We start from the raw sequence: 18,184 nt of genomic DNA, 5'->3' as shown, positions 1-18,184 counted from the left end.
GTATTAAATATTTTTGTAACGATCATTCAAAATCCAGGAGAGCAGTAAAGCTATGCCGTTAGCAGTGTATATATTGGGGTTGGCCATTTTTTCAATTGGCACAGCAGAATTAATGGTGGCAGGCATGATGTCTACTTTGTCCGAAGCCTTTAGCATCACCGTCGGGGAAGTTGGCCATTTAATTTCTTATTATGCCTTTGGCGTGATGTTGGGTGGTCCGGTATTAACCTATTTTTTCTTGAAATTTAAAGCCCCCTACCGAACCACCTTATTGTGGCTATTAGCTCTGTATGTCGTGATACAAGGCTTGAGTGCCTTTATTTCCGATTATTCTATTCTGGTTGCTATCCGAATTGTGACAGGCATTTTGTGCGCTGGGTGTTTGAGCCTTTCGCTGGCGACCAGCATGGCGCTGGTTCCGATACAACACCGCCCGCGCGCCGCTTCAATAGTCATCGGCGGTTTCATGGTCTCTAACGTATTCGGCGTCCCTCTTGCCACTATCATCGATCAACACTGGGGCTGGCGCATCACCTTCGGTCTGGTCGCCGTGTTGGTCTTTATCTGTTTGCTTGCGCTGGTGCGCCTGTTACCCGCTATCGCCGCAGGCAGGACGCTCAAAATGGCAGAGGAAATCAAGGCGTTTAAAAACAAGGCCTATTGGAAAGCCTGCACCACCAGCTGCTTAATTCTGGGTGCCAGCTTCGCGGCCTTCAGCTATTTCGTTCCCGTTTTGGTCGACGTCAGCGGCTTTACCATGCAGACCGTGCCCTTTATTTTGATGCTTTACGGCCTGGCCAATATTGTCGGTAACATGATCACCGGGCGCTTGGCCTATCGCCACAGTCTGGCGATTATGGTGGTGGGGTTGTCTATTCTCAGCCTGTCGTTGTTCGGCATGGCGTTATTTGCCGAATACCCGTTAATCGCCATTTGCGCGGTAATACTGATTGGCCTATCCGGTGTGCCAATGAACCCTGCCATGATGGCGAGAATTGTTAGCGTGGCTCATCCAGGGCCTATGGTTAATGCGGTTCATACCTCAGTGATTAATATTGGTTTAGGTGGCGGTTCTTATTTGGGGGGAATGGCGATCGCCTCCGGTTATGGCTTGCGTTCGGCGTTGTGGATCGGGATGGCATTGGCAGTATTGGCTCTGTTGTCAATTTCACCCTATTTGCGTCGCGGTCAGCAGGGCTGGCGTTAATTTATAACGAGTGAAGTCAGGGGCGCCGCAGCGCCCCTATTGGTATCAGCGTTTGTCCAGCGCCTGAACAATACGGTAAGTGGCTGCAACCCGGTCATCGTTCGGGAACCATTTATTGGCCAGCATCACCACCGCAATTTTTTGCGATGGGATAAATACCGCATAAGTGGAGAAGCCGCCGGTCGAACCGGTTTTGTTGTACCAGGCCGCGCCCTGATCCTGCTTCGGCGGCGTTATCGCCGTGGCCGGCGCCCCGTTCATGATCATCCCGGCATTGTTGCCTTCCGTCAGCGTCGCCAACTTCTCTGGATACGCATAGCTTTCCCACATCAGATCCTGAGTAAACACCCCGGTACGGTAATAACCGGTATGGGTGGCCGCCAGCGCCTTGCGCCACGGATCCCCGACCTTGACCACCTGCATGTTGGCGTCGAGGTAGCGGATCAGATCCTGGGCGTTGGATTTGATGCCGTAGGCTTCGGCATCCAATGGCCCCGGCGTGACGCGCACCGGTTGGTCTTTTTTATTGTAACCCTGGGCGTAATTCGCCATTTCTTCGGCCGGCACCTTAATATAAGTGTGATTCATCCCCAGAGCCGGCAGCAGCTGTTTTTCCATCGCCTGAGTAAAGGACTGGTTCAGGCTCTTGGCGGTAATCATCCCCAGCATACCGATGCCCAGGTTGGAATAAACGCGGTAGCTGCCCACCGCATGCGGCGGCTGCCATTGTCGGTAATAGGCCATCAACTGCGCGTCGTTGGTCACGTCGTCCGGGACAAACAGCGGCAGACCGGAGGTGTGGGTCGCCAAATTCAACAAGGTGACATGGTCAAAGGCGCTGCCGCGCAACGCCGGCAAATAACGACTGGCCGGATCGGCAAACGACATTTTGCCTTCACTGACCGCGTAGGTGGCCAAGGTCGCAGTGAAGGTTTTGCTCAATGAACCAATTTCAAACAGCGTCTGGCTGGTGATTGGTTTGCCGGTCTGCCTGGACGCCACGCCATAGTGATAAAACTGCTGTTTCCCCTCTACCGATACCGCAATTGCCATGCCTGGAACGGCATATTTCTGCATCAGCGGCTGAATAATGGCGTCAATGTCGGCCTTATCGGCGGCATGGCCTGCCGGCAGGATCAGTGCGGCGAACAACGCGGCCGCCAAGCGATTTATTTTCGTCATAATGAAGCTCTTGAGTTTTAGGGTATCGGCCGAGGCTAAAAGATTTTGTTGTCATTCGACACAAAGACATCCCTGGTTGATGAAGGTATTCCTTTTCTGACTGCGTGATATCCGCACCAGCTGCGCAAAATATCGGGGTTTAGACATAGATTGACAAGCGATAATAATTTCAGCCAGCATAAAGAAAAACTTATGGCTTAGCTTATGCGCAATCGACTTCCTCTGAATGCTCTGCGGGCGTTTGAATCCTCCGCCCGCCACCTGAATTTTACCCGCGCCGGATTGGAACTGAGCGTTACCCAGGCCGCCGTCAGCCAACAGGTGCGAACGCTCGAACAACAGTTGGGTATTCAACTGTTCCGGCGGCTGCCGCGTGGTCTGGATCTGACCGAAGAAGGACAGGCGTTGCTGCCGATATTGACCGACGCCTTCGACCGCATTGAATCGGTGCTGCAGCAGTTCGAAGGCGGGCATTTCCATGAGGTGCTGACGGTGGCGGTGGTCGGTACCTTTGCCGTTGGGTGGCTAATGCCACGTCTGGCGGCTTTCAGAGCATCGCATCCGTTTATCGATCTGCGTGTCTTGACCAACAATAACCTGGTTAACCTGTCCGCCGACGGAATGGATTTTGCTATCCGTTTCGGCGAAGGACGCTGGCCCGCTACCCACAACCTTAAATTGTTTGACGCCCCGCTGACGGTGCTGTGCCCGCCGGAAATCGCCCAACGCCTGCGTACGCCGCAGGATCTGCAACACGAACTTCTGATGCGCAGCTATCGCAAAGACGAATGGGAGCGTTGGTTCACCGCGGCACAGGTCACGCCATGGCGGATAAACGGCCCGGTATTCGACTCTTCTCGGCTGATGGTGGAAGGTGCCATTCACAGCGGCGGCGTCGCCCTGGCACCGGCCCGCATGTTTGCTCGCGAATTACGCGAGGGGGTATTGCAGCGCCCCTTTGCCGCCGAAGCCAATCTTGGTGCTTACTGGCTCACCCACCTGAAATCACGCGATATGACACCCGCGATGAAGGTGTTTGTCGGTTGGATACAGCAACAGGCCAATGAAGAGTCGGCGTAAATTCAGGCAGAACCGCGTTTAATCAACATCGGTGGCAGGATAACGTTTTGCGGCGGCAACCCGGTATCAGCAATCCGCTGTAGCAAGCGTGAGGCCGCGCTGCGGCCCACTTCACGCGCAGAACTGGAAACCAGCGTCAAGGGCGGCTCGGTCAGTTCGGCTTCCGGAACGTCGCCAAAACCGATCAGGGCCACCTGCTGACCGTAATAGGTATCCACACCTTCCGAGCCAATACTGCGTCCGCTACGCACGATGCCAAAATAAGCCCCCAGCGCCACCGACGCCTTGTGGCAGACCAGTGCGCTGATGTTCGGATACTGGCGCAGCAGATTTTCTGCCGCTTCCGCCGCCGCCCGTTGCTGACAATCGCACTCGACAATCCATTCGGTGCGAAAAGGCAGGCCGTACTGTACCAACGTGGCGCAAAAGCCCCCCAGGCGCTCGGCGCGGGTCAACGAGCTGCTTTGCCCGCCGAGATAGGCGATTTGGCTGTGACCGCGTTTGATCAGAAATTCAGTGGCCAGTTTGGCGGCCTGCATATTGTCCGGCCGCACCACGTCTACCCCGTCCAAACCGTTGGAACGTGCCGCACAGACTAACGGAACCCCCTGCTCTGCGGCTTTTTCCTTCAGCCCCCCGGCCATACGCACGCCGCCCGCCAGCACCATGCCGTCAACGCCGTGCTCCAGCAGGGTATCAAAACAACGCATCAGCCCTTTGCCATCGCGACCGCTTTGGGTCAGGAACAGCACTTTGCCGTGTTCCTCCAGCACTTCACTCAGCCCGGCGGTCATTTCCGCATAAAACGGCTCGCAAATATCACGCAGGATCAGCCCAATCACGCCCGACTCTCCGCCACGCAGCGTCGCCGCCTGACGGTTACGCACGTAGCCCAGGCTTTCAATCGCCTGATTCACCCGCGTTACGGTGGTCGATGAAATGCGCCCTTTGCCACTCAGCACCAGCGAAACCGTGGTGACGGAGACGCCGGCCTGCTGCGCAACATCAGTGATGGTGATCTTTTTGATGGTCATGACCTCGGCGAGCCCGATCCTGGGCATTCTGTCCCCTGGCCACTCAAGGGTAGCAAGCCAGGGGGATGTCTCTTGGAGCAAATGGTATACCGAATCTGTTTGATCAGTAAAACGTTTTACTGGCTCATCCATTCTCACCGCAAAGCAGGCTTTGAAATTGTGATTAGCGGCGCATTTTTGCTAGGTAAAACGTTTTATCTTATTTTTACCTAACAGGGGTACACACCACTTTTGCACGCTTTTTCGCCAGGAGCCGCCGGTTATGCCAGCACCTAAAAAACAAAAAATTACGCTCTGGGAGTTTTTCCAGAGCCTGGGCAAAACATTCATGCTGCCCGTCGCCCTGCTGTCGTTCTGCGGCATCATGCTGGGGATCGGCAGTTCGCTAAGCAGCCGCGACGTCATCACCCTGATGCCGTTTATCGGCCACCCTGCCTTCCAGTTGTTGTTCACCTGGATGAGCAAGATTGGCTCATTCGCCTTCAGCTTCCTGCCGGTGATGTTTGCCATCGCCATTCCGCTGGGTATGGCGCGTGAAAACAAGGGTGTCGCCGCGTTCTCGGGCTTTGTCGGTTTTGCGGTGCTGAACCTGGCCACCAACTTCTATCTGACCACCGCTGGCATTTTGCCCACCACCGATCCGCTGGTGCTGAAAGCCAATAACATCCAGAACATCCTCGGCATTCAGTCGATCGATACCGGCATTCTGGGGGCGGTGATCGTCGGCATTATCGTTTACCTGCTGCATGAGCGTTTTAATACCATTCGACTGCCGGATGCGCTGGCGTTCTTTGGCGGCACCCGCTTCGTGCCGATCGTCACTACCCTGGTACTGGGCCTGTGTGGTCTGGTGATTCCTCTGATCTGGCCGTGGTTTGCCGCCGGCATCAACGGCCTGGGCTGGGTGATTAATGGTGCCGGTGCCTTTGGGCCGATGATTTTCGGTACCGGCGAACGCCTGCTGTTGCCGTTCGGCCTGCACCATATTCTGGTGGCGCTAATTCGCTTTACCGAGGCGGGCGGCACGCTGGACGTATGCGGCCATAGCGTCAGCGGCGCACTGACCATCTTCCAGGCTCAACTCTCCTGCCCGACCACCACCGGCTTTGCCGAAAGCGCCACCCGCTTCCTGTCACAGGGTAAAATGCCGGCATTCCTCGGCGGTCTGCCGGGAGCGGCGTTGGCAATGTATCACTGCGCCAAACCGGAAAACCGCCACAAGATTAAGGGCCTGCTGATCTCCGGCGTCGTGGCCTGCGTGGTCGGCGGGACTACCGAACCGATCGAGTTCCTGTTCCTGTTCGTCGCGCCTTTCCTGTACTTTATTCACGCCATCCTGACCGGGCTGGGCTTCACCGTGATGGCGCTGCTGGGTGTAACCATCGGCAACACCGACGGCAACATCATCGACTTCGTGGTGTTCGGCATCCTGCACGGTACCGCCACCAAGTGGTATCTGGTGCCGATCGTTGCCGCCATCTGGTTCGCGGCCTACTACGCTATTTTCCGCTTCTCCATTCAGCGCTTTAATATCAAAACGCCGGGCCGTGAAAGCGAGACTGCCGGCAGCCAAAGCGCCCCTGTCGGTGTGGTAGGCAAATCCGGTTATAACGTGCCGGCAATCCTGGCGGCGCTGGGCGGTAGCGAGAACATCGTCTCTTTGGATAACTGCATCACCCGTTTACGCTTGTCCGTTGATGATATGAGCAAAGTGGACGATGCCGCGCTTAAAGCCAACCGCGCGATTGGCGTGGTGCACCTTAACGAGCATAACCTGCAGGTGGTGATCGGCCCGCAGGTGCAATCGGTGAAAGATGAATTAGACTCACTGATAGCCGCCGCGCAACCTGCTGCGGCCCTGCAGGGAGCGTCTCATGTTTGATTTTTCTACCCCGGTCGATCGGCACGGTACCTGGTGCACGCAGTGGGATTACATTGCCGATCGCTTTGGCCATGACGATTTATTGCCTTTTACCATCTCCGATATGGATTTCGCCACCGCCCCCTGCATTATCGAGGCGCTGCAACAGCGCCTGCAGCATGGCGTACTGGGTTACAGCCGCTGGCAGCATGAAGATTTTCTCGGTGCGGTACGCCACTGGTATCAACAGCGCTTTGCGAGCCCCGTCGACACCAACATGGCCGTGTATGGCCCGTCGGTAATTTATATGGTGGCGCAACTGATTCGCCAGTGGTCGGCACCGGGTGAATACGTGGTCACCCATACCCCGGCCTATGACGCCTTTTATAAGGTGATCCTCGGTAATCAGCGCCAACTGTTGGCCTGCCCGCTGCATCAGCAGGGTAACGACTGGCTGTGCGATATGGCGCACCTGGAAGCCTTGCTGGCACGGCCACAGACCAAAATTCTGCTGCTGTGCAGCCCGCAGAACCCGACCGGCAAGGTATGGCGCGCAGAAGAATTACAGCAGATGGCTGAGCTGTGCGAACGCCACGACGTACGGGTGATCAGCGATGAGATCCACATGGATATGGTCTGGGGGGAAAACCGCCACACGCCGTGGAGTCAGGTCGCCACCACGCCCTGGGCACTGCTGACTTCAGGTTCGAAAACCTTCAATATCCCGGCGTTGACCGGCGCCTACGGTTTTATCAGTGACGATGCCAGCCGCGAGGCTTATTTCCAGCAGTTGAAAGCGCGCGACGGCTTATCTTCCCCGGCGGTGCTGGCAGTGGCGGCGCATATTGCCGCTTATCGCCACGGCGAACCCTGGTTGGATGCGCTGCGTGATTACCTGCAGGACAACCTGACGTACGTCGCCGAGCGGCTGAATCAGGCCTTTCCTGCCCTGGCCTGGCAGCCGCCGCAGTCTACCTATCTGGCCTGGATCGATCTGCGTCCACTGGGCATAGACGATCGCCAGCTACAGCAGGTACTGATCGAACGCGAAAAGGTAGCGATTATGCCCGGTTTCACCTACGGCGAAGAAGGCCGTGGCTTCCTGCGGCTGAACGTAGGTTGCCCGCGCAGCAAGCTCGAGGCGGGCATGGACAAGCTGATAAATGGGTTGAAGTTTGTGTTGGACGAGGTTTGAACTGATGGGCTGGAAGGCAGGCGAAAGCCTGCCTGAAACCGTTGACGAAGTGCTCTGTTGTTTTACTGTAGGGGCGCTGTATGCTGCGCCCATTAGCATAATCAATGAGTTAAATCGGGTCGAACATGTTCGACCCCTACCGGCTTAGCCTTTCGCGGGTATGTCCGCAGTCTGAGGCAGGCGAAAGCCTGCCTTTTTTCATTCTTACGGTGTCAACTGCGGGATATCATCCAGACGATAATACACCTGCATTCCCCACTCATTAGCCAGGCGCACGTCGTTATCCGCGCCGGCCGACGCCCCTTCGATGCGATAAATAGCCTGGCACTGGGCTATCAGTCGGTGGGCCACCGGATAGAGAAACGCTTCACTCACCGCATCCCCCAACTGGGTGGAACCGGCCGCCGTCGCCAGGGGCAGCGCCAACCATTCGCCGATCACCGGCACATGCCCACGCTGATAGACCGCCAGCGCGGCCTGCTCCAACCGGTGCAAGTTGTCGGCAATGCGTTGTGCATCGCCATCGGTGCCGCTACGGTACGGGCCGGCAATCAGGATCAATTGGGCGCTCATAAACGCTTCTCCAGAGTGTGGTTTAGGGCAACAAACTGCAGCAGCATGATAGTTTTGGCATCGACAATGGTGCCCTGGCTGACAGCGCGCAGTGCGTCTGCCAACGGCAGTTCGATCACTTCGAGATCTTCGCCTTCCGCCTCCACCCCGCCGCCATCGCTGACCCGCTCATCAGCCTGGTATTCGCCGACAAAAAAGTGCAGTTTCTCCGTCACCGAACCGGGGCTCATGTATGCTTCAAACACCTTTTGCACGTTTTGCACGATATAGCCGGTTTCTTCTTCCGCTTCAGCCCGGATGCGCTCTTCTGGCGACGCATTGTCCAGCAACCCGGCGGCAGCCTCTATCAGCATGCCGTCGTGCCCATTGACGAACGCCGGGAAGCGGAACTGACGCGTCAGCACTACCTTTTGCCTTTGCCGGTTAAACAGCAAAATGGTGGCTCCATCGCCGCGGTCGTAGGTTTCACGGCTTTGTCGCTGCCATACGCCATCGCGACGCAAAAAATCAAAGGTGGTTTTTTTCAGCAAATACCAGTCATCAGACAGTACCCGGGTTTCGACAATGCGAACCCGATCTTGGGTAGCGATCATGGTGCTCAACTCCACAAGCAGGAAAGGAAATTGATACTATCGTGCATTTTCGTGTATGATCAAGATATTTCGTGCAGCGCAAATTTAACGGGAAAACGCCATGCTCACCAGCCAACGTAAAAAAATCATTCTGGAAAAACTGGCTCAGGACGGACAGGTTCTGGCCAAACAGCTCAGCGAGATGTTCGGGTTGTCCGAAGATACCCTGCGGCGCGATCTGCGCGAATTGGACAGTGAAGGCCTATTGCAACGAGTGCACGGCGGAGCGCTGCCGGTCTCCCCGGCCATTGCCACCTTTGCCGAAAGAAACGGGCAGGAATCCGCCGCCAAACGTGCGATTGCCAAAGCCGCGGCGGCAATGATTACCCCTGGGCAAGTGGTGATTCTGGATGGCGGCACGACTTCTGCCGAATTGGTCAGGCAGCTCCCGCCCACGCTGGAAGCCACCGTCGTCACCCACAGCCCCAGCGTGGCCGTCGGTCTGGTAGACCACCCGAAGGTCGAAGTGATCCTGATCGGCGGGCGTTTATATAAACATTCGATCGTCAGCGTTGGCGCAGCCGCAGTGGAAGCCATGTCTCATATTCGCGCCGATATTTATTTTATGGGCGTGACTGGCGTGCACCCTACCGCCGGCCTGAGCACCGGCGATCTCGAAGAGGCTTACATCAAGCGGGCACTGGCCGCACGGGCGGCAGAAACCGTGGTATTGGCCTCGGCCGCCAAGCTCAATGCCGCCTCGCAATATGCCATTGGCGATATTTCCATGGCGCAGAGTATTATCGTCGAGCGCTCCACCGATGTTGCACTGACGGGCCCGCTGGAACAGGCCGGTTTGACCGTGGTTAGAGCCTGAATAACCTCAATCATTAAATAACTTAATAAATACGTGGTTATTTCTTTTATCCGCGTATTTATTAACGTCACACTCAGCGTATCGAATAAAAATGCGAGAGTTATCACACTTCATTAAACTTATTTCTTTGCTCCTCGCCATTGATGGCGGTAAAGCCGGCCTTAACGCGACGTGAACGCAACTCTTTGATTATTAATAATCATCATCTAAAAATCTCGAAGCCGCCAAAAATAAAATGAGATATCCTTCGCAAAATTAATCCTGCCGGCAAGCCTGTCAAGGCCATCCATAAAAATATTTGTGATTGTTTTGTGATGTCGCCTGCAAATTTTACCGATGCCAAAAATGACAATGATCTCCACGGAATTGGCTGGAGACAGGTATATGAAGATTGGCGTAGTAATAAGCGGCGGCGATGTCACCGGGATCAATAACTTTATTTTCCAGGTCGCCAGGTTGGCGCAGGCAGATATCATTCTGTTTAACGGCGGCATCCCCGGATTATTGGCTAATCAGCACCATCCTATTGCCCAACGCGATTTGGTTGATTTCTCCATTTCATCAATGCCGATAATCTCTTCCGGCCGCACGGCCAAGAAATTGACGGCTGGAGAATATGAAACCATCAGCAAACAGCTTAAGGCCTTGCACATAGACGTGCTTATTATGGCCGGTGGTGACGGGTCGCTGCAGTTTTTAAATACGCTCAGTGAATTCGGTATTAACTGTTTTGGCGTGGGGATGACTATCGACAATGACGTTTTCGGCAGTCATTACAGCATTGGCTTTTCCACCGCCTGCGAACAGGTGATAAATGAAGTTTCAAAACTGAGAAACACCGGGCGCGCCCTGCCCGGACGCGTGTTCATGATTGAGCTGCTGGGCGGTTACTGCGGGGAGTTGACGCTGCAATCGGCCATCAAATCCAATGCGGATTTTGCCCTGATCCCGGAATGCCAATATGCCTTGAATCAGCTGGCAGAGAAAATAACTCGACGACTTGAGCAGCAAAATAGCGTGATTATTTTGTGCTCAGAGGGTTATACCAAAGAATACTCGCCCGGTTTTCAAGGCGCTATCGACACCATGATAAAACAATTGGAGCCAAAAATTGGCGTGCGTATTCGTAAAACGATTATGGGCTACGGTCTGCGCAATGGTGAACCGACCGGCGAAGAGATTTATCAGGGGACCATTATGGCCAGCGAAGTGGTTCGCTGTATTCATTCAGGAATGAAGAACAAGGCAATCATTATTAATGCCGGCAACCAACCTATTCCCATCGATTTAATCAGCATGCAGAAACGTTTGGTTGATACCGAAGGACACCATTACAAACTCGCCAGGCAATTAAATATAATCTGAGGAGATACCCATGCTTAAAATACTGTGCGTATGTGGCTGTGGCCTCGGCTCCAGCTTTGCCATTGAAATGAGCGCAAGAGCGGTGCTGAAGAAATTAGAGATTGAGGCAGATATTGATCACACTACTATCTCTGAGGCCAGCGCCTTTAAATCAGATATTATTCTTACCCAGAAAACCTTCGCCGATATTTTAAATGCCGACGCCAGCGAAGAGGAAAAGAAGCGGGTCATTATTCTGCATCGGCTTACCGATAAAGTGGAAATTGAGCAAAAGATCGTGGCCTTCCTGAAAGAACGTGACATGAAGGAAACCCGCCATGAATAGCCTGATTGACTTTATCGTCAAAGATCTGTTGGGCCAGGCTTCCATTCTGGTCGCTTTTATCGCCATGCTGGGGCTATTGCTGCAGAAGAAATCCATCGGCAAAGTGGCCGAAGGCACCTTCAAAACCCTGCTGGGTTTCCTGATCATGATGGCGGGCATCAACATTATTGTCGGTGCCTTGACCTATCTGAACAGTATATTCACCCAAGGGTTCGGCATGACCGGTTATATCACCGACGTCGCCGCCATCGCCGGCTTGGCCAACCGCGAGTTGGGTTCAGAAGTGGCGCTGACCCTGATGGTAATTTTCGCGGTGAATATCATCATTGCGCGCATTACTCCGTTCAAATACATCTTCCTGACCGGCCAGGCATTGCTGTGGATGGCCACCATAGGGGCGGTGATCGGCTATAAGGCCGGGCTGACCGGCATGCCGCTGATTCTGACCGGCGGCATATTCGGCGGCGTGATGGCGGTCTTGATGCCTGCACTGGCCCAGCCGGTGGTGCGCAAAATTACCGGTTCGGACGATGTGGCCCTGGGGCACTTCTGCACCATCGGCTATCTGGTACAGGCTGCCGTCGCCAAGGTAGTCGGTAAGGGCTCCCGCTCTACCGAAGACCTGGAGTTGCCCGATAACTTCAAGTTCCTGCAGGACACCTACCTGTCGATGGCGGTGGTGATGATCCCGATGTATCTGATCCCAGCGCTGGCTGCCGGTCCGCAGTACATCGCCCAGTATGCCGGCGGCATGAATTACCTGATGTATTCCTTTATGCAGGCCATCCAGTTTGTCGCTGGCGTATTTATCCTCTACAGCGGCGTACGCCTGCTGCTCAATGAGCTGGTACCCGCCTTCCGCGGTATCGCCCTGCGCGTCGTGCCTGATGCCAAACCGGCGCTGGATTGTCCGGTGCTGTTCCCTTACGCCCCCAACGCGGTGATCGTCGGCTTCCTCGCCACCACCCTTGGCTCAATCATCGGCATGATCGTTTTCCCAATGTTCGGTCTGGCGATGATCCTGCCCGGTCTGCTGACCAACTTCTTCGCCGGCGGCACCGCAGGCATCTTCGGTAATGCGCTGGGTGGCCGTCGCGGCGCCATGATTGGCGGGGTGGTTCATGGCCTGTTTATCACCTTCCTGCCGGCCATTCTGGTACCGATGCTGGAAAGTTACGGCTTTGTCGGGGTGACCTTCAGCGACTCCGACGTCATCAGCAGTGGGCTGGTGATGGGACATGCTTTCCAGGGCAACTGGCTATTCATCGCCCTGTTCATCGCCTTCGTCACGCTGATTGCGTGGTTTGTTAACGGTAAATCAACCAAGCACCATGAGGAAAAAGTCCATGAAACTCTATAATTTCAACGAGCTGTTGTCAGTGGCCAAAGCCCGAGATTTCAAGGCGATAGGTTCATTCAATCTCCACTGTCTGGAAATGTTACCGGCCTTTTTCAAAGCGGCCAAAAGTATGCACAGCCCGTTGATGATCCAGATTTCGACCGGTACTGCCGAATATTTGGGTTACAGGCTGCTGGTTGATTCGGTACGTTCTCTGGCCCAAAGCGAGGATGTTCCCACCTGCCTGCATTTGGATCACTGCTCTGACATTGCCTCCATCGAGACGGCGATTGACGCAGGCTTCAGTTCGGTAATGTATGACGGTTCGCACCTGGAAATGGATGAGAACATCGTCAATACCCGTCGAGTGATCGACATTGCTCGTCAACATAACGTGTCGGTAGAAGCCGAATTGGGTGCCATCGGCGGCTCCGAAGACGGTAAGGCGGTGGCGGAAGAGGATATCTGCTTTACCACGGTGGAAGATGCCAAACGCTTTGTCGATGAAACCGGGGTCGATATGCTGGCGGTCTCGGTAGGCACCGTCCACGGGCTCTATACCGGCAAGGCGCATATCCAGCACCAGCGTCTGGCCGAAATCACCGCCGCCACAGGTACCCCGCTGGTGCTGCATGGCGGTACCGGCGTCAGCGATGAAGATATGCGGCTCGCGGTAGCCGGTGGCATCGAAAAAGTGAACGTGGGCACCGAGATGAACGTGCAATGGGTAGACCGATGCAAACAAACCTTTGAAAAGGGCAAGGTCAATGACAGCGTGCGCAAATTCCTGATCCCCGCCAACAATGCCGTTACCCAGGTATTAACGGAAAAGATCGGCCTGTTTAAATAATCACTGCCCTATTTTCTTTTTTATAAAACCCACAACCCTGGTGCCCCGGCGCCCGTCGGGGCTGGAAAGTTCACGCTTAATTTGTGGAGAAGGTCATGTTTAATTTTATGAAAAGCCCGCGAAACAAAGAACTTGATCACGGCCTACAGAATGCCGAAGCCAATGAAATATCAGCCGAAATTAGTGTATTAGAACAGCAGTTGGCCACAGCGCCGGCGGATAGCGAAATTCATAAGGCTTTAATGCTGGCTTATAATCGCGCATTAAAGATTTATGCCAAAAATAAAAGCTATCGCCAGCAGATCGATGGAATTTTTATTAAAATGGATGAGCTGCGCAATATTATCAGGAAGTCTCTTTGAGGGAATATGATGACGATTAAACAACTGCTGATAGAAGCCGGTGCGATACAGGTCGGCGTGCAGGAAACCGACTGGAAGAAGGTGATTGAGCTGGCAGCCCGGCCCCTGGTCGAAAACGGTTATATTCACGCATCCTATTATCAGGCGGTGATCAGCAATACGCTGGCCCATGGGGCTTATTACGTCTTCGACGAAGGCATTGCCATTCCCCATGCGCGCCCGGAATGCGGCGTGATCAAAAACTGTTTCAGCATGGTGCTGCTGGAGCAGCCGATCGCCTTCGAAGACAGTGAAGAGGCCGACATCGTGATCCTGTTCGGCGCAACCGACAGTAACAGCCACATTGAGGAAGGCATCCGCGCGATTGTGGATTTGCTGGATAACAAGCCGCGGCTCGAGCGGTTACGCGCCGCAAAACTCTGGCAAGAGGTGGTGGAAATATTATGACTTCGACAGATAGCGACGGTAAAACCGTTATTTTGGTCAATGGCGTTCCGGCTTCCGGTAAAAGCACCGTTGCCCGCGCGCTGGCGCACCATTTTGATCTGCCTTATCTCTCCCTCGACGGTATCAAAGAACCTTTTATGGCACGCCTGGATAACATAGACCGCGAACTGAACCGTCAGTTGGGTTATGCCGCGTACCAGGCTATCTGGTCAATGGTGGCGCAGGCGCCCCTGCGTTGCATCTATGTCATCGACGCCTGGTTTGGCTTTCAGTCCAGAGAACAGCTACGCCAGTACCTGCGCGAAGCGGGCGTGACGCAAGCTTTGGAGGTGTGGAACCAAATATCCGGTGAACTGGCCGCAGAACGCTACGCCGCCCGTACCGGCCAGCGTCCCAAAGGCCACCCCGGTGCGGAGTACTTACCCGAACTGCGGGCGCTGGCCGATCGCGTCATGCCGATGGCCCTGGGCCCGGTGCTGCGTATTGAGCAGGCACAACCGCTGGACATCGACAGGGTTAACCACTGGCTGGCGCAGCACGGCGTCGGCGATAACCAGGAAAAAAACATCGCAAAACTGAGGGTCGGATAGGCTCTGTTACCGACATCAATGCGGGAGTGGCGCGCTCCCGCCTTAGCGCATAAATGCGGCAATCAGCAACATTAATGTGACTCTCGTCACTTTTTTATGCAACACGATGGCAATTTTCATCATTTTGTTTTTATACTGATCTGCACTTTACCTACAACAAAATAACGAGTGCACATCATGATTGACCCACGCCTCCCCTTGACCGACATCCACCGTCATCTTGACGGCAATATCCGTGCGCAAACCATTCTTGACCTTGGCCGTCAGTTTAACCTTGCCCTGCCCGCCAACGAACTGGAGGCGCTGCGTCCGCACGTGCAAATCACTCACACCGAACCGGATCTGGTCAGCTTTCTGCAGAAGCTGGACTGGGGCGTAGCGGTGCTGGGCGATCTGGACGCCTGCCGCCGGGTCGCCTACGAAAACGTCGAGGATGCGGCCAATGCCGGTCTGCACTATGCTGAACTGCGCTTCTCGCCGTATTACATGGCGATGAAACATCAGTTGCCGGTGGCTGGGGTGGTGGAAGCCGTGATTGACGGCGTTCGTTCCGGTTCGCGCGATTTGGGTATCGACGTACGCCTGATCGGCATCATGAGCCGTACCTTCGGCGAAGCGGCCTGTTTACAAGAGTTGGAAGGCCTGCTGGCGCACCGCGACGGTATTACCGCACTGGATCTGGCCGGCGACGAACTCGGCTTCCCTGGCAGCCTGTTCCTCAGCCACTTCAACCGCGCCCGCGACGCCGGCCTGCGCATCACCGTACACGCAGGTGAAGCCGCGGGTCCGGAAAGCATCTGGCAGGCGATCCGCGAACTGGGTGCCGAACGTATTGGCCATGGCGTGAAAGCGATTGAGGATCCGGCACTGATGGACTTCCTGGCCGAGCATGGCATCGGTATCGAATCTTGTCTGACGTCCAACATTCAGACCAGCACCGTGCCTTCTCTGGCGCAGCATCCGCTGGCGAAGTTCCTGCGCCACGGCGTTATGGCGTCGATCAATACCGATGACCCGGCCGTACAGGGCATTGAAATTGAACACGAATACCGCGTAGCGGCACCGCAAGCCGGCCTGACGCCAGCTGAAATCCGCACCGCCCAGGAAAACGGCCTGAAAATGGCGTTCCTCAGCGAACAGGAAAAACAGGCGCTGCGCGATAAAGTGCAGGGCTAAGTGAAAATGGGCGCGCCAAGCGCCCTTTTTATTTATTTCATTTCGCGGTCAACGCGCCTGCTTCTGCGCGCTGCTTGGCCGTTTTACGCGCGTAACGCTGCGCCAGTACGGCACACACCATTAACTGTACCTGATGGAAAATCATCAGCGGCAGCACCATGGCACCCACCGCCGCCGCCGGGAACAGCACGTTGGCCATCGGGATGCCGTTCGCCAGGCTCTTTTTCGAACCACAGAACACGATGGTGATCTCGTCGGCAGTATTGAACCCCAGCCAGCGCGCGGCATAGGTGTTGATAATCAGCACCACCGTCAGCAACACCAGCGACATCACTAAAATGGTCAATAGCGACCAGCCGTCAATCTTGTGCCAAATCCCTTCCACCACCGCAGCGCTAAAAGCGGTATACACCACCAGCAGAATCGATGAACGGTCAGTGAGATTGATCAGCTTGCGATGACGATCGGCCCATTTGCCGATTAACGGCCGAGCCAAATGCCCAACCACAAAGGGCACCATCAGTTTCAAAATGATCGAACCTATGGCGTGCAACACATCGGTATTACCGCCCTGAGTATGCATCAGCGCCCCGACCAGCAACGGAGAGAGGAAAACACCGAGAATGCTGGATGCCGAAGCACTGCACACCGCGGCCGCCACGTTACCGCCCGCCGCCGAAGTAAAGGCAATCGCCGACTGAACGGTGGCCGGCAGTGCGCACAGGTACAGGAAGCCCAGATAAACCGTCGGTGTCATCAAACCCGGCACCATCAGGTTCATCGCCAGCCCCAGCAGCGGGAACAGCGCAAAGGTGCTGAGAAACACCACCAAATGCAGCTTCCAGTGCCCCATGCCGGCGATGATCGCCTCACGAGACAGCTTGGCACCGTGCATAAAGAACAACAGCGCGATAGCCGCGGTGGTCAGATGCTCAAAAAAGGTTGCCCATCTGCCTTCGCAGGGGAAAACCGAAGCGACAATCACCACCAGAATCAATACCAGCAAAAATTTATCAATACGCAGACGCTGCAACCAGGACATGGGTCAGGATCCCTCGAGGAGTAAGACGGGTTCGGCACGCCGAACCCTGAGAATAAAACGCCGCGGTCAGACTACCGGCAACGCCTTTTGTTGTTTCGCAGATTCAATCCCCAGCTCGATCATTTCCATCACCTGGATGGCGTCAGCAGCCGTGACCGGGTTTTCACCCTCACCGTTAATCGCATCGCGGACAGCCGCGTAATAGGCTGGGTAATTGCCTGGAATGCTGAGCAAAGGTTTTTCAGCCAGCACCCCATCACGTGACAATGTCACTACACCATCACGCATGTCGTAACCCCAGTCGGCCTGCGGCAGACGCTCGCCCGCTTTGAGGCGGTCTTCCTGCGGATCCAGCCCAAACTTGATAAAGCTACCCTGAGTCCCGTGCACGATATAACGTGCGGTTTCCGCCGCGGCCAGCACGGTACCATGCAGAACGACCCGGCGTTTGCCGTAGTTCAATATCGCGTGGAAATAGTCCACCGATTGTGCGCCCGGACGCAGTTCACCCAGATCGACAAACAGCGTTTCCGGTTTGCCGAACAGTTGCAGTGCCTGATCGATCAGATGCGGCCCCAAATCGTACCAGATGCCGCTACCGGCACCGCCCAGTTCGCGCCAGCGCTGACGCACTTCCGGGCGGAAACGATCGAAATGAGACTCGAAATAAACCACCTCACCAAGCGCGCCTTCTTTCAACAATGCCTTGAGCGTCAGAAAATCGCTGTCCCAGCGGCGATTGTGGAACACCGACAGCAGCTTGCCGCTCTGCTGCGCTTGCTGCTCCAGCTGCTGCGCCTGTGACAACGTCACGGTGAAAGGCTTGTCCACCACCACGTGCTTGCCGGCCGCCATTGCCTGCTGCGCCAGAGGGAAATGGGTATCGTTGGGTGTAGGAATGACGATCAGATCGATAGAGGGGTCGTTAAACAGCGCTTGCGGATCGCTGACTACCGTCATCGATGGCCAGTCTGCATGCACTTTGCCGGCATCGCTGCTGGAAACCGCAGCCAGCTCTACGCCTGGGGTGCCGACAATCAGCGGCGCATGAAAGGTTTTACTGGCATAGCCGTAACCGACCAGCCCAACCCGAATTTTTTCTGCCAT

The 18,184-nt window shown here is 55.3% G+C and carries 19 protein-coding genes; 13 read left to right on the top strand and 6 right to left on the bottom strand.

Annotated elements, in window-relative coordinates; all coding sequences use genetic code 11:
• Positions 1–52 precede the first annotated feature (52 nt).
• The gene (locus tag M495_RS11085; protein ID WP_020826742.1) at positions 53–1,207 is read left to right on the top strand and encodes an MFS transporter; all 1,155 of its coding nucleotides are present in this window, start codon (positions 53–55) and stop codon (positions 1,205–1,207) included.
• A 45-nt stretch (positions 1,208–1,252) separates the two neighbouring features.
• Here M495_RS11085 and ampC read toward each other — a convergent pair whose 3' ends face one another.
• Positions 1,253–2,389 (bottom strand): cephalosporin-hydrolyzing class C beta-lactamase, encoded by a 1,137-nt coding sequence (gene ampC, locus M495_RS11080; protein WP_020826741.1) that lies wholly within the window; start codon positions 2,387–2,389, stop codon positions 1,253–1,255.
• A 204-nt stretch (positions 2,390–2,593) separates the two neighbouring features.
• Here ampC and M495_RS11075 point away from each other — a divergent pair, with 204 nt between their 5' ends.
• On the top strand, positions 2,594–3,469 hold the full coding sequence (locus M495_RS11075; protein ID WP_020826740.1) for a LysR family transcriptional regulator: 876 nt from the start codon (positions 2,594–2,596) through the stop codon (positions 3,467–3,469).
• A 2-nt stretch (positions 3,470–3,471) separates the two neighbouring features.
• Here the strand turns inward: M495_RS11075 and M495_RS11070 are convergent, their stop codons facing one another.
• Positions 3,472–4,503: a Mal regulon transcriptional regulator MalI gene (locus M495_RS11070; RefSeq protein WP_041415365.1), complete on the bottom strand. Its 1,032-nt coding sequence runs from the start codon at positions 4,501–4,503 to the stop codon at positions 3,472–3,474.
• Between the two features lie 262 nt (positions 4,504–4,765).
• On the opposite strand from M495_RS11070, the gene malX reads away from it, so the two are divergent.
• Together malX and M495_RS11060 are read left to right on the top strand one after the other, a co-directional pair.
• On the top strand, positions 4,766–6,385 hold the full coding sequence (gene malX / locus M495_RS11065) for a maltose/glucose-specific PTS transporter subunit IIBC (RefSeq protein WP_020826737.1): 1,620 nt from the start codon (positions 4,766–4,768) through the stop codon (positions 6,383–6,385).
• Entirely contained in the window at positions 6,378–7,559 is a 1,182-nt protein-coding gene (locus tag M495_RS11060; protein WP_020826736.1) for a MalY/PatB family protein, read from the top strand. Before malX ends, M495_RS11060 begins: the two co-directional genes overlap by 8 nt.
• 204 nt (positions 7,560–7,763) lie before the next feature.
• Here the strand turns inward: M495_RS11060 and M495_RS11055 are convergent, their stop codons facing one another.
• Together M495_RS11055 and M495_RS11050 are read right to left on the bottom strand one after the other, a co-directional pair.
• Positions 7,764–8,132 (bottom strand): NUDIX hydrolase, encoded by a 369-nt coding sequence (locus tag M495_RS11055; RefSeq protein WP_020826735.1) that lies wholly within the window; start codon positions 8,130–8,132, stop codon positions 7,764–7,766.
• Positions 8,129–8,725 (bottom strand): NUDIX domain-containing protein, encoded by a 597-nt coding sequence (locus M495_RS11050; protein ID WP_020826734.1) that lies wholly within the window; start codon positions 8,723–8,725, stop codon positions 8,129–8,131. Before M495_RS11050 ends, M495_RS11055 begins: the two co-directional genes overlap by 4 nt.
• A 100-nt stretch (positions 8,726–8,825) precedes the next feature.
• Here M495_RS11050 and M495_RS11045 point away from each other — a divergent pair, with 100 nt between their 5' ends.
• The 9 genes from M495_RS11045 to add all read left to right on the top strand — a co-directional run bounded on the left by M495_RS11045 (position 8,826) and on the right by add (position 16,035).
• Positions 8,826–9,581 (top strand): DeoR/GlpR family DNA-binding transcription regulator, encoded by a 756-nt coding sequence (locus M495_RS11045; RefSeq protein ID WP_020826733.1) that lies wholly within the window; start codon positions 8,826–8,828, stop codon positions 9,579–9,581.
• Positions 9,582–9,965: 384 nt separating this feature from the next.
• Positions 9,966–10,946: a 6-phosphofructokinase gene (locus M495_RS11040; protein ID WP_020826732.1), complete on the top strand. Its 981-nt coding sequence runs from the start codon at positions 9,966–9,968 to the stop codon at positions 10,944–10,946.
• Positions 10,947–10,956: 10 nt separating this feature from the next.
• Complete coding sequence (locus M495_RS11035; RefSeq protein ID WP_020826731.1) at positions 10,957–11,271, top strand: PTS sugar transporter subunit IIB; 315 nt, start codon at positions 10,957–10,959, stop codon at positions 11,269–11,271.
• The gene (locus M495_RS11030; RefSeq protein ID WP_020826730.1) at positions 11,264–12,631 is read left to right on the top strand and encodes a PTS sugar transporter subunit IIC; all 1,368 of its coding nucleotides are present in this window, start codon (positions 11,264–11,266) and stop codon (positions 12,629–12,631) included. The genes M495_RS11035 and M495_RS11030 overlap by 8 nt, the downstream gene beginning before the upstream one ends.
• The gene (locus tag M495_RS11025) at positions 12,618–13,460 is read left to right on the top strand and encodes a class II fructose-bisphosphate aldolase (protein ID WP_020826729.1); all 843 of its coding nucleotides are present in this window, start codon (positions 12,618–12,620) and stop codon (positions 13,458–13,460) included. The genes M495_RS11030 and M495_RS11025 overlap by 14 nt, the downstream gene beginning before the upstream one ends.
• 95 nt (positions 13,461–13,555) lie before the next feature.
• Entirely contained in the window at positions 13,556–13,822 is a 267-nt protein-coding gene (locus tag M495_RS11020) for a hypothetical protein (RefSeq protein WP_020826728.1), read from the top strand.
• A gap of 9 nt (positions 13,823–13,831) precedes the next feature.
• A complete protein-coding gene (locus M495_RS11015) occupies positions 13,832–14,269 on the top strand; it encodes a PTS sugar transporter subunit IIA (protein WP_041415363.1) in 438 nt (145 codons plus the stop codon).
• Entirely contained in the window at positions 14,266–14,859 is a 594-nt protein-coding gene (locus tag M495_RS11010; protein ID WP_020826726.1) for an AAA family ATPase, read from the top strand. The genes M495_RS11015 and M495_RS11010 overlap by 4 nt, the downstream gene beginning before the upstream one ends.
• A gap of 177 nt (positions 14,860–15,036) precedes the next feature.
• Positions 15,037–16,035, top strand: coding sequence for an adenosine deaminase (add, locus tag M495_RS11005; RefSeq protein ID WP_020826725.1), 999 nt, complete (start codon positions 15,037–15,039; stop codon positions 16,033–16,035).
• Positions 16,036–16,072: 37 nt separating this feature from the next.
• Here the strand turns inward: add and M495_RS11000 are convergent, their stop codons facing one another.
• Positions 16,073–17,077 (bottom strand): bile acid:sodium symporter family protein, encoded by a 1,005-nt coding sequence (locus M495_RS11000; protein ID WP_020826724.1) that lies wholly within the window; start codon positions 17,075–17,077, stop codon positions 16,073–16,075.
• A gap of 66 nt (positions 17,078–17,143) precedes the next feature.
• A complete protein-coding gene (locus M495_RS10995) occupies positions 17,144–18,184 on the bottom strand; it encodes an oxidoreductase (protein WP_020826723.1) in 1,041 nt (346 codons plus the stop codon).

Source organism: Serratia liquefaciens ATCC 27592 (assembly GCF_000422085.1).
GTDB lineage: Bacteria > Pseudomonadota > Gammaproteobacteria > Enterobacterales > Enterobacteriaceae > Serratia > Serratia liquefaciens.
This window is presented reverse-complemented; position numbering and strand designations above follow the sequence as displayed.

Coding starts and splice junctions, on each gene's coding strand:
- M495_RS11055 (WP_020826735.1), bottom strand. CDS start 8,132: ATGAGCGCCCAATTGATCCTGATTGCCGGCCCGTACCGTAGCGGCACC.
- M495_RS11015 (WP_041415363.1), top strand. CDS start 13,832: ATGACGATTAAACAACTGCTGATAGAAGCCGGTGCGATACAGGTCGGC.
- M495_RS11035 (WP_020826731.1), top strand. CDS start 10,957: ATGCTTAAAATACTGTGCGTATGTGGCTGTGGCCTCGGCTCCAGCTTT.
- M495_RS11075 (WP_020826740.1), top strand. CDS start 2,594: ATGCGCAATCGACTTCCTCTGAATGCTCTGCGGGCGTTTGAATCCTCC.
- M495_RS11070 (WP_041415365.1), bottom strand. CDS start 4,503: ATGACCATCAAAAAGATCACCATCACTGATGTTGCGCAGCAGGCCGGC.
- add (WP_020826725.1), top strand. CDS start 15,037: ATGATTGACCCACGCCTCCCCTTGACCGACATCCACCGTCATCTTGAC.
- M495_RS11030 (WP_020826730.1), top strand. CDS start 11,264: ATGAATAGCCTGATTGACTTTATCGTCAAAGATCTGTTGGGCCAGGCT.
- M495_RS11010 (WP_020826726.1), top strand. CDS start 14,266: ATGACTTCGACAGATAGCGACGGTAAAACCGTTATTTTGGTCAATGGC.
- M495_RS11050 (WP_020826734.1), bottom strand. CDS start 8,725: ATGATCGCTACCCAAGATCGGGTTCGCATTGTCGAAACCCGGGTACTG.
- malX (WP_020826737.1), top strand. CDS start 4,766: ATGCCAGCACCTAAAAAACAAAAAATTACGCTCTGGGAGTTTTTCCAG.
- M495_RS11045 (WP_020826733.1), top strand. CDS start 8,826: ATGCTCACCAGCCAACGTAAAAAAATCATTCTGGAAAAACTGGCTCAG.
- M495_RS11000 (WP_020826724.1), bottom strand. CDS start 17,077: ATGTCCTGGTTGCAGCGTCTGCGTATTGATAAATTTTTGCTGGTATTG.
- M495_RS11020 (WP_020826728.1), top strand. CDS start 13,556: ATGTTTAATTTTATGAAAAGCCCGCGAAACAAAGAACTTGATCACGGC.
- M495_RS11060 (WP_020826736.1), top strand. CDS start 6,378: ATGTTTGATTTTTCTACCCCGGTCGATCGGCACGGTACCTGGTGCACG.
- M495_RS11025 (WP_020826729.1), top strand. CDS start 12,618: ATGAAACTCTATAATTTCAACGAGCTGTTGTCAGTGGCCAAAGCCCGA.
- M495_RS10995 (WP_020826723.1), bottom strand. CDS start 18,184: ATGGCAGAAAAAATTCGGGTTGGGCTGGTCGGTTACGGCTATGCCAGT.
- ampC (WP_020826741.1), bottom strand. CDS start 2,389: ATGACGAAAATAAATCGCTTGGCGGCCGCGTTGTTCGCCGCACTGATC.
- M495_RS11085 (WP_020826742.1), top strand. CDS start 53: ATGCCGTTAGCAGTGTATATATTGGGGTTGGCCATTTTTTCAATTGGC.
- M495_RS11040 (WP_020826732.1), top strand. CDS start 9,966: ATGAAGATTGGCGTAGTAATAAGCGGCGGCGATGTCACCGGGATCAAT.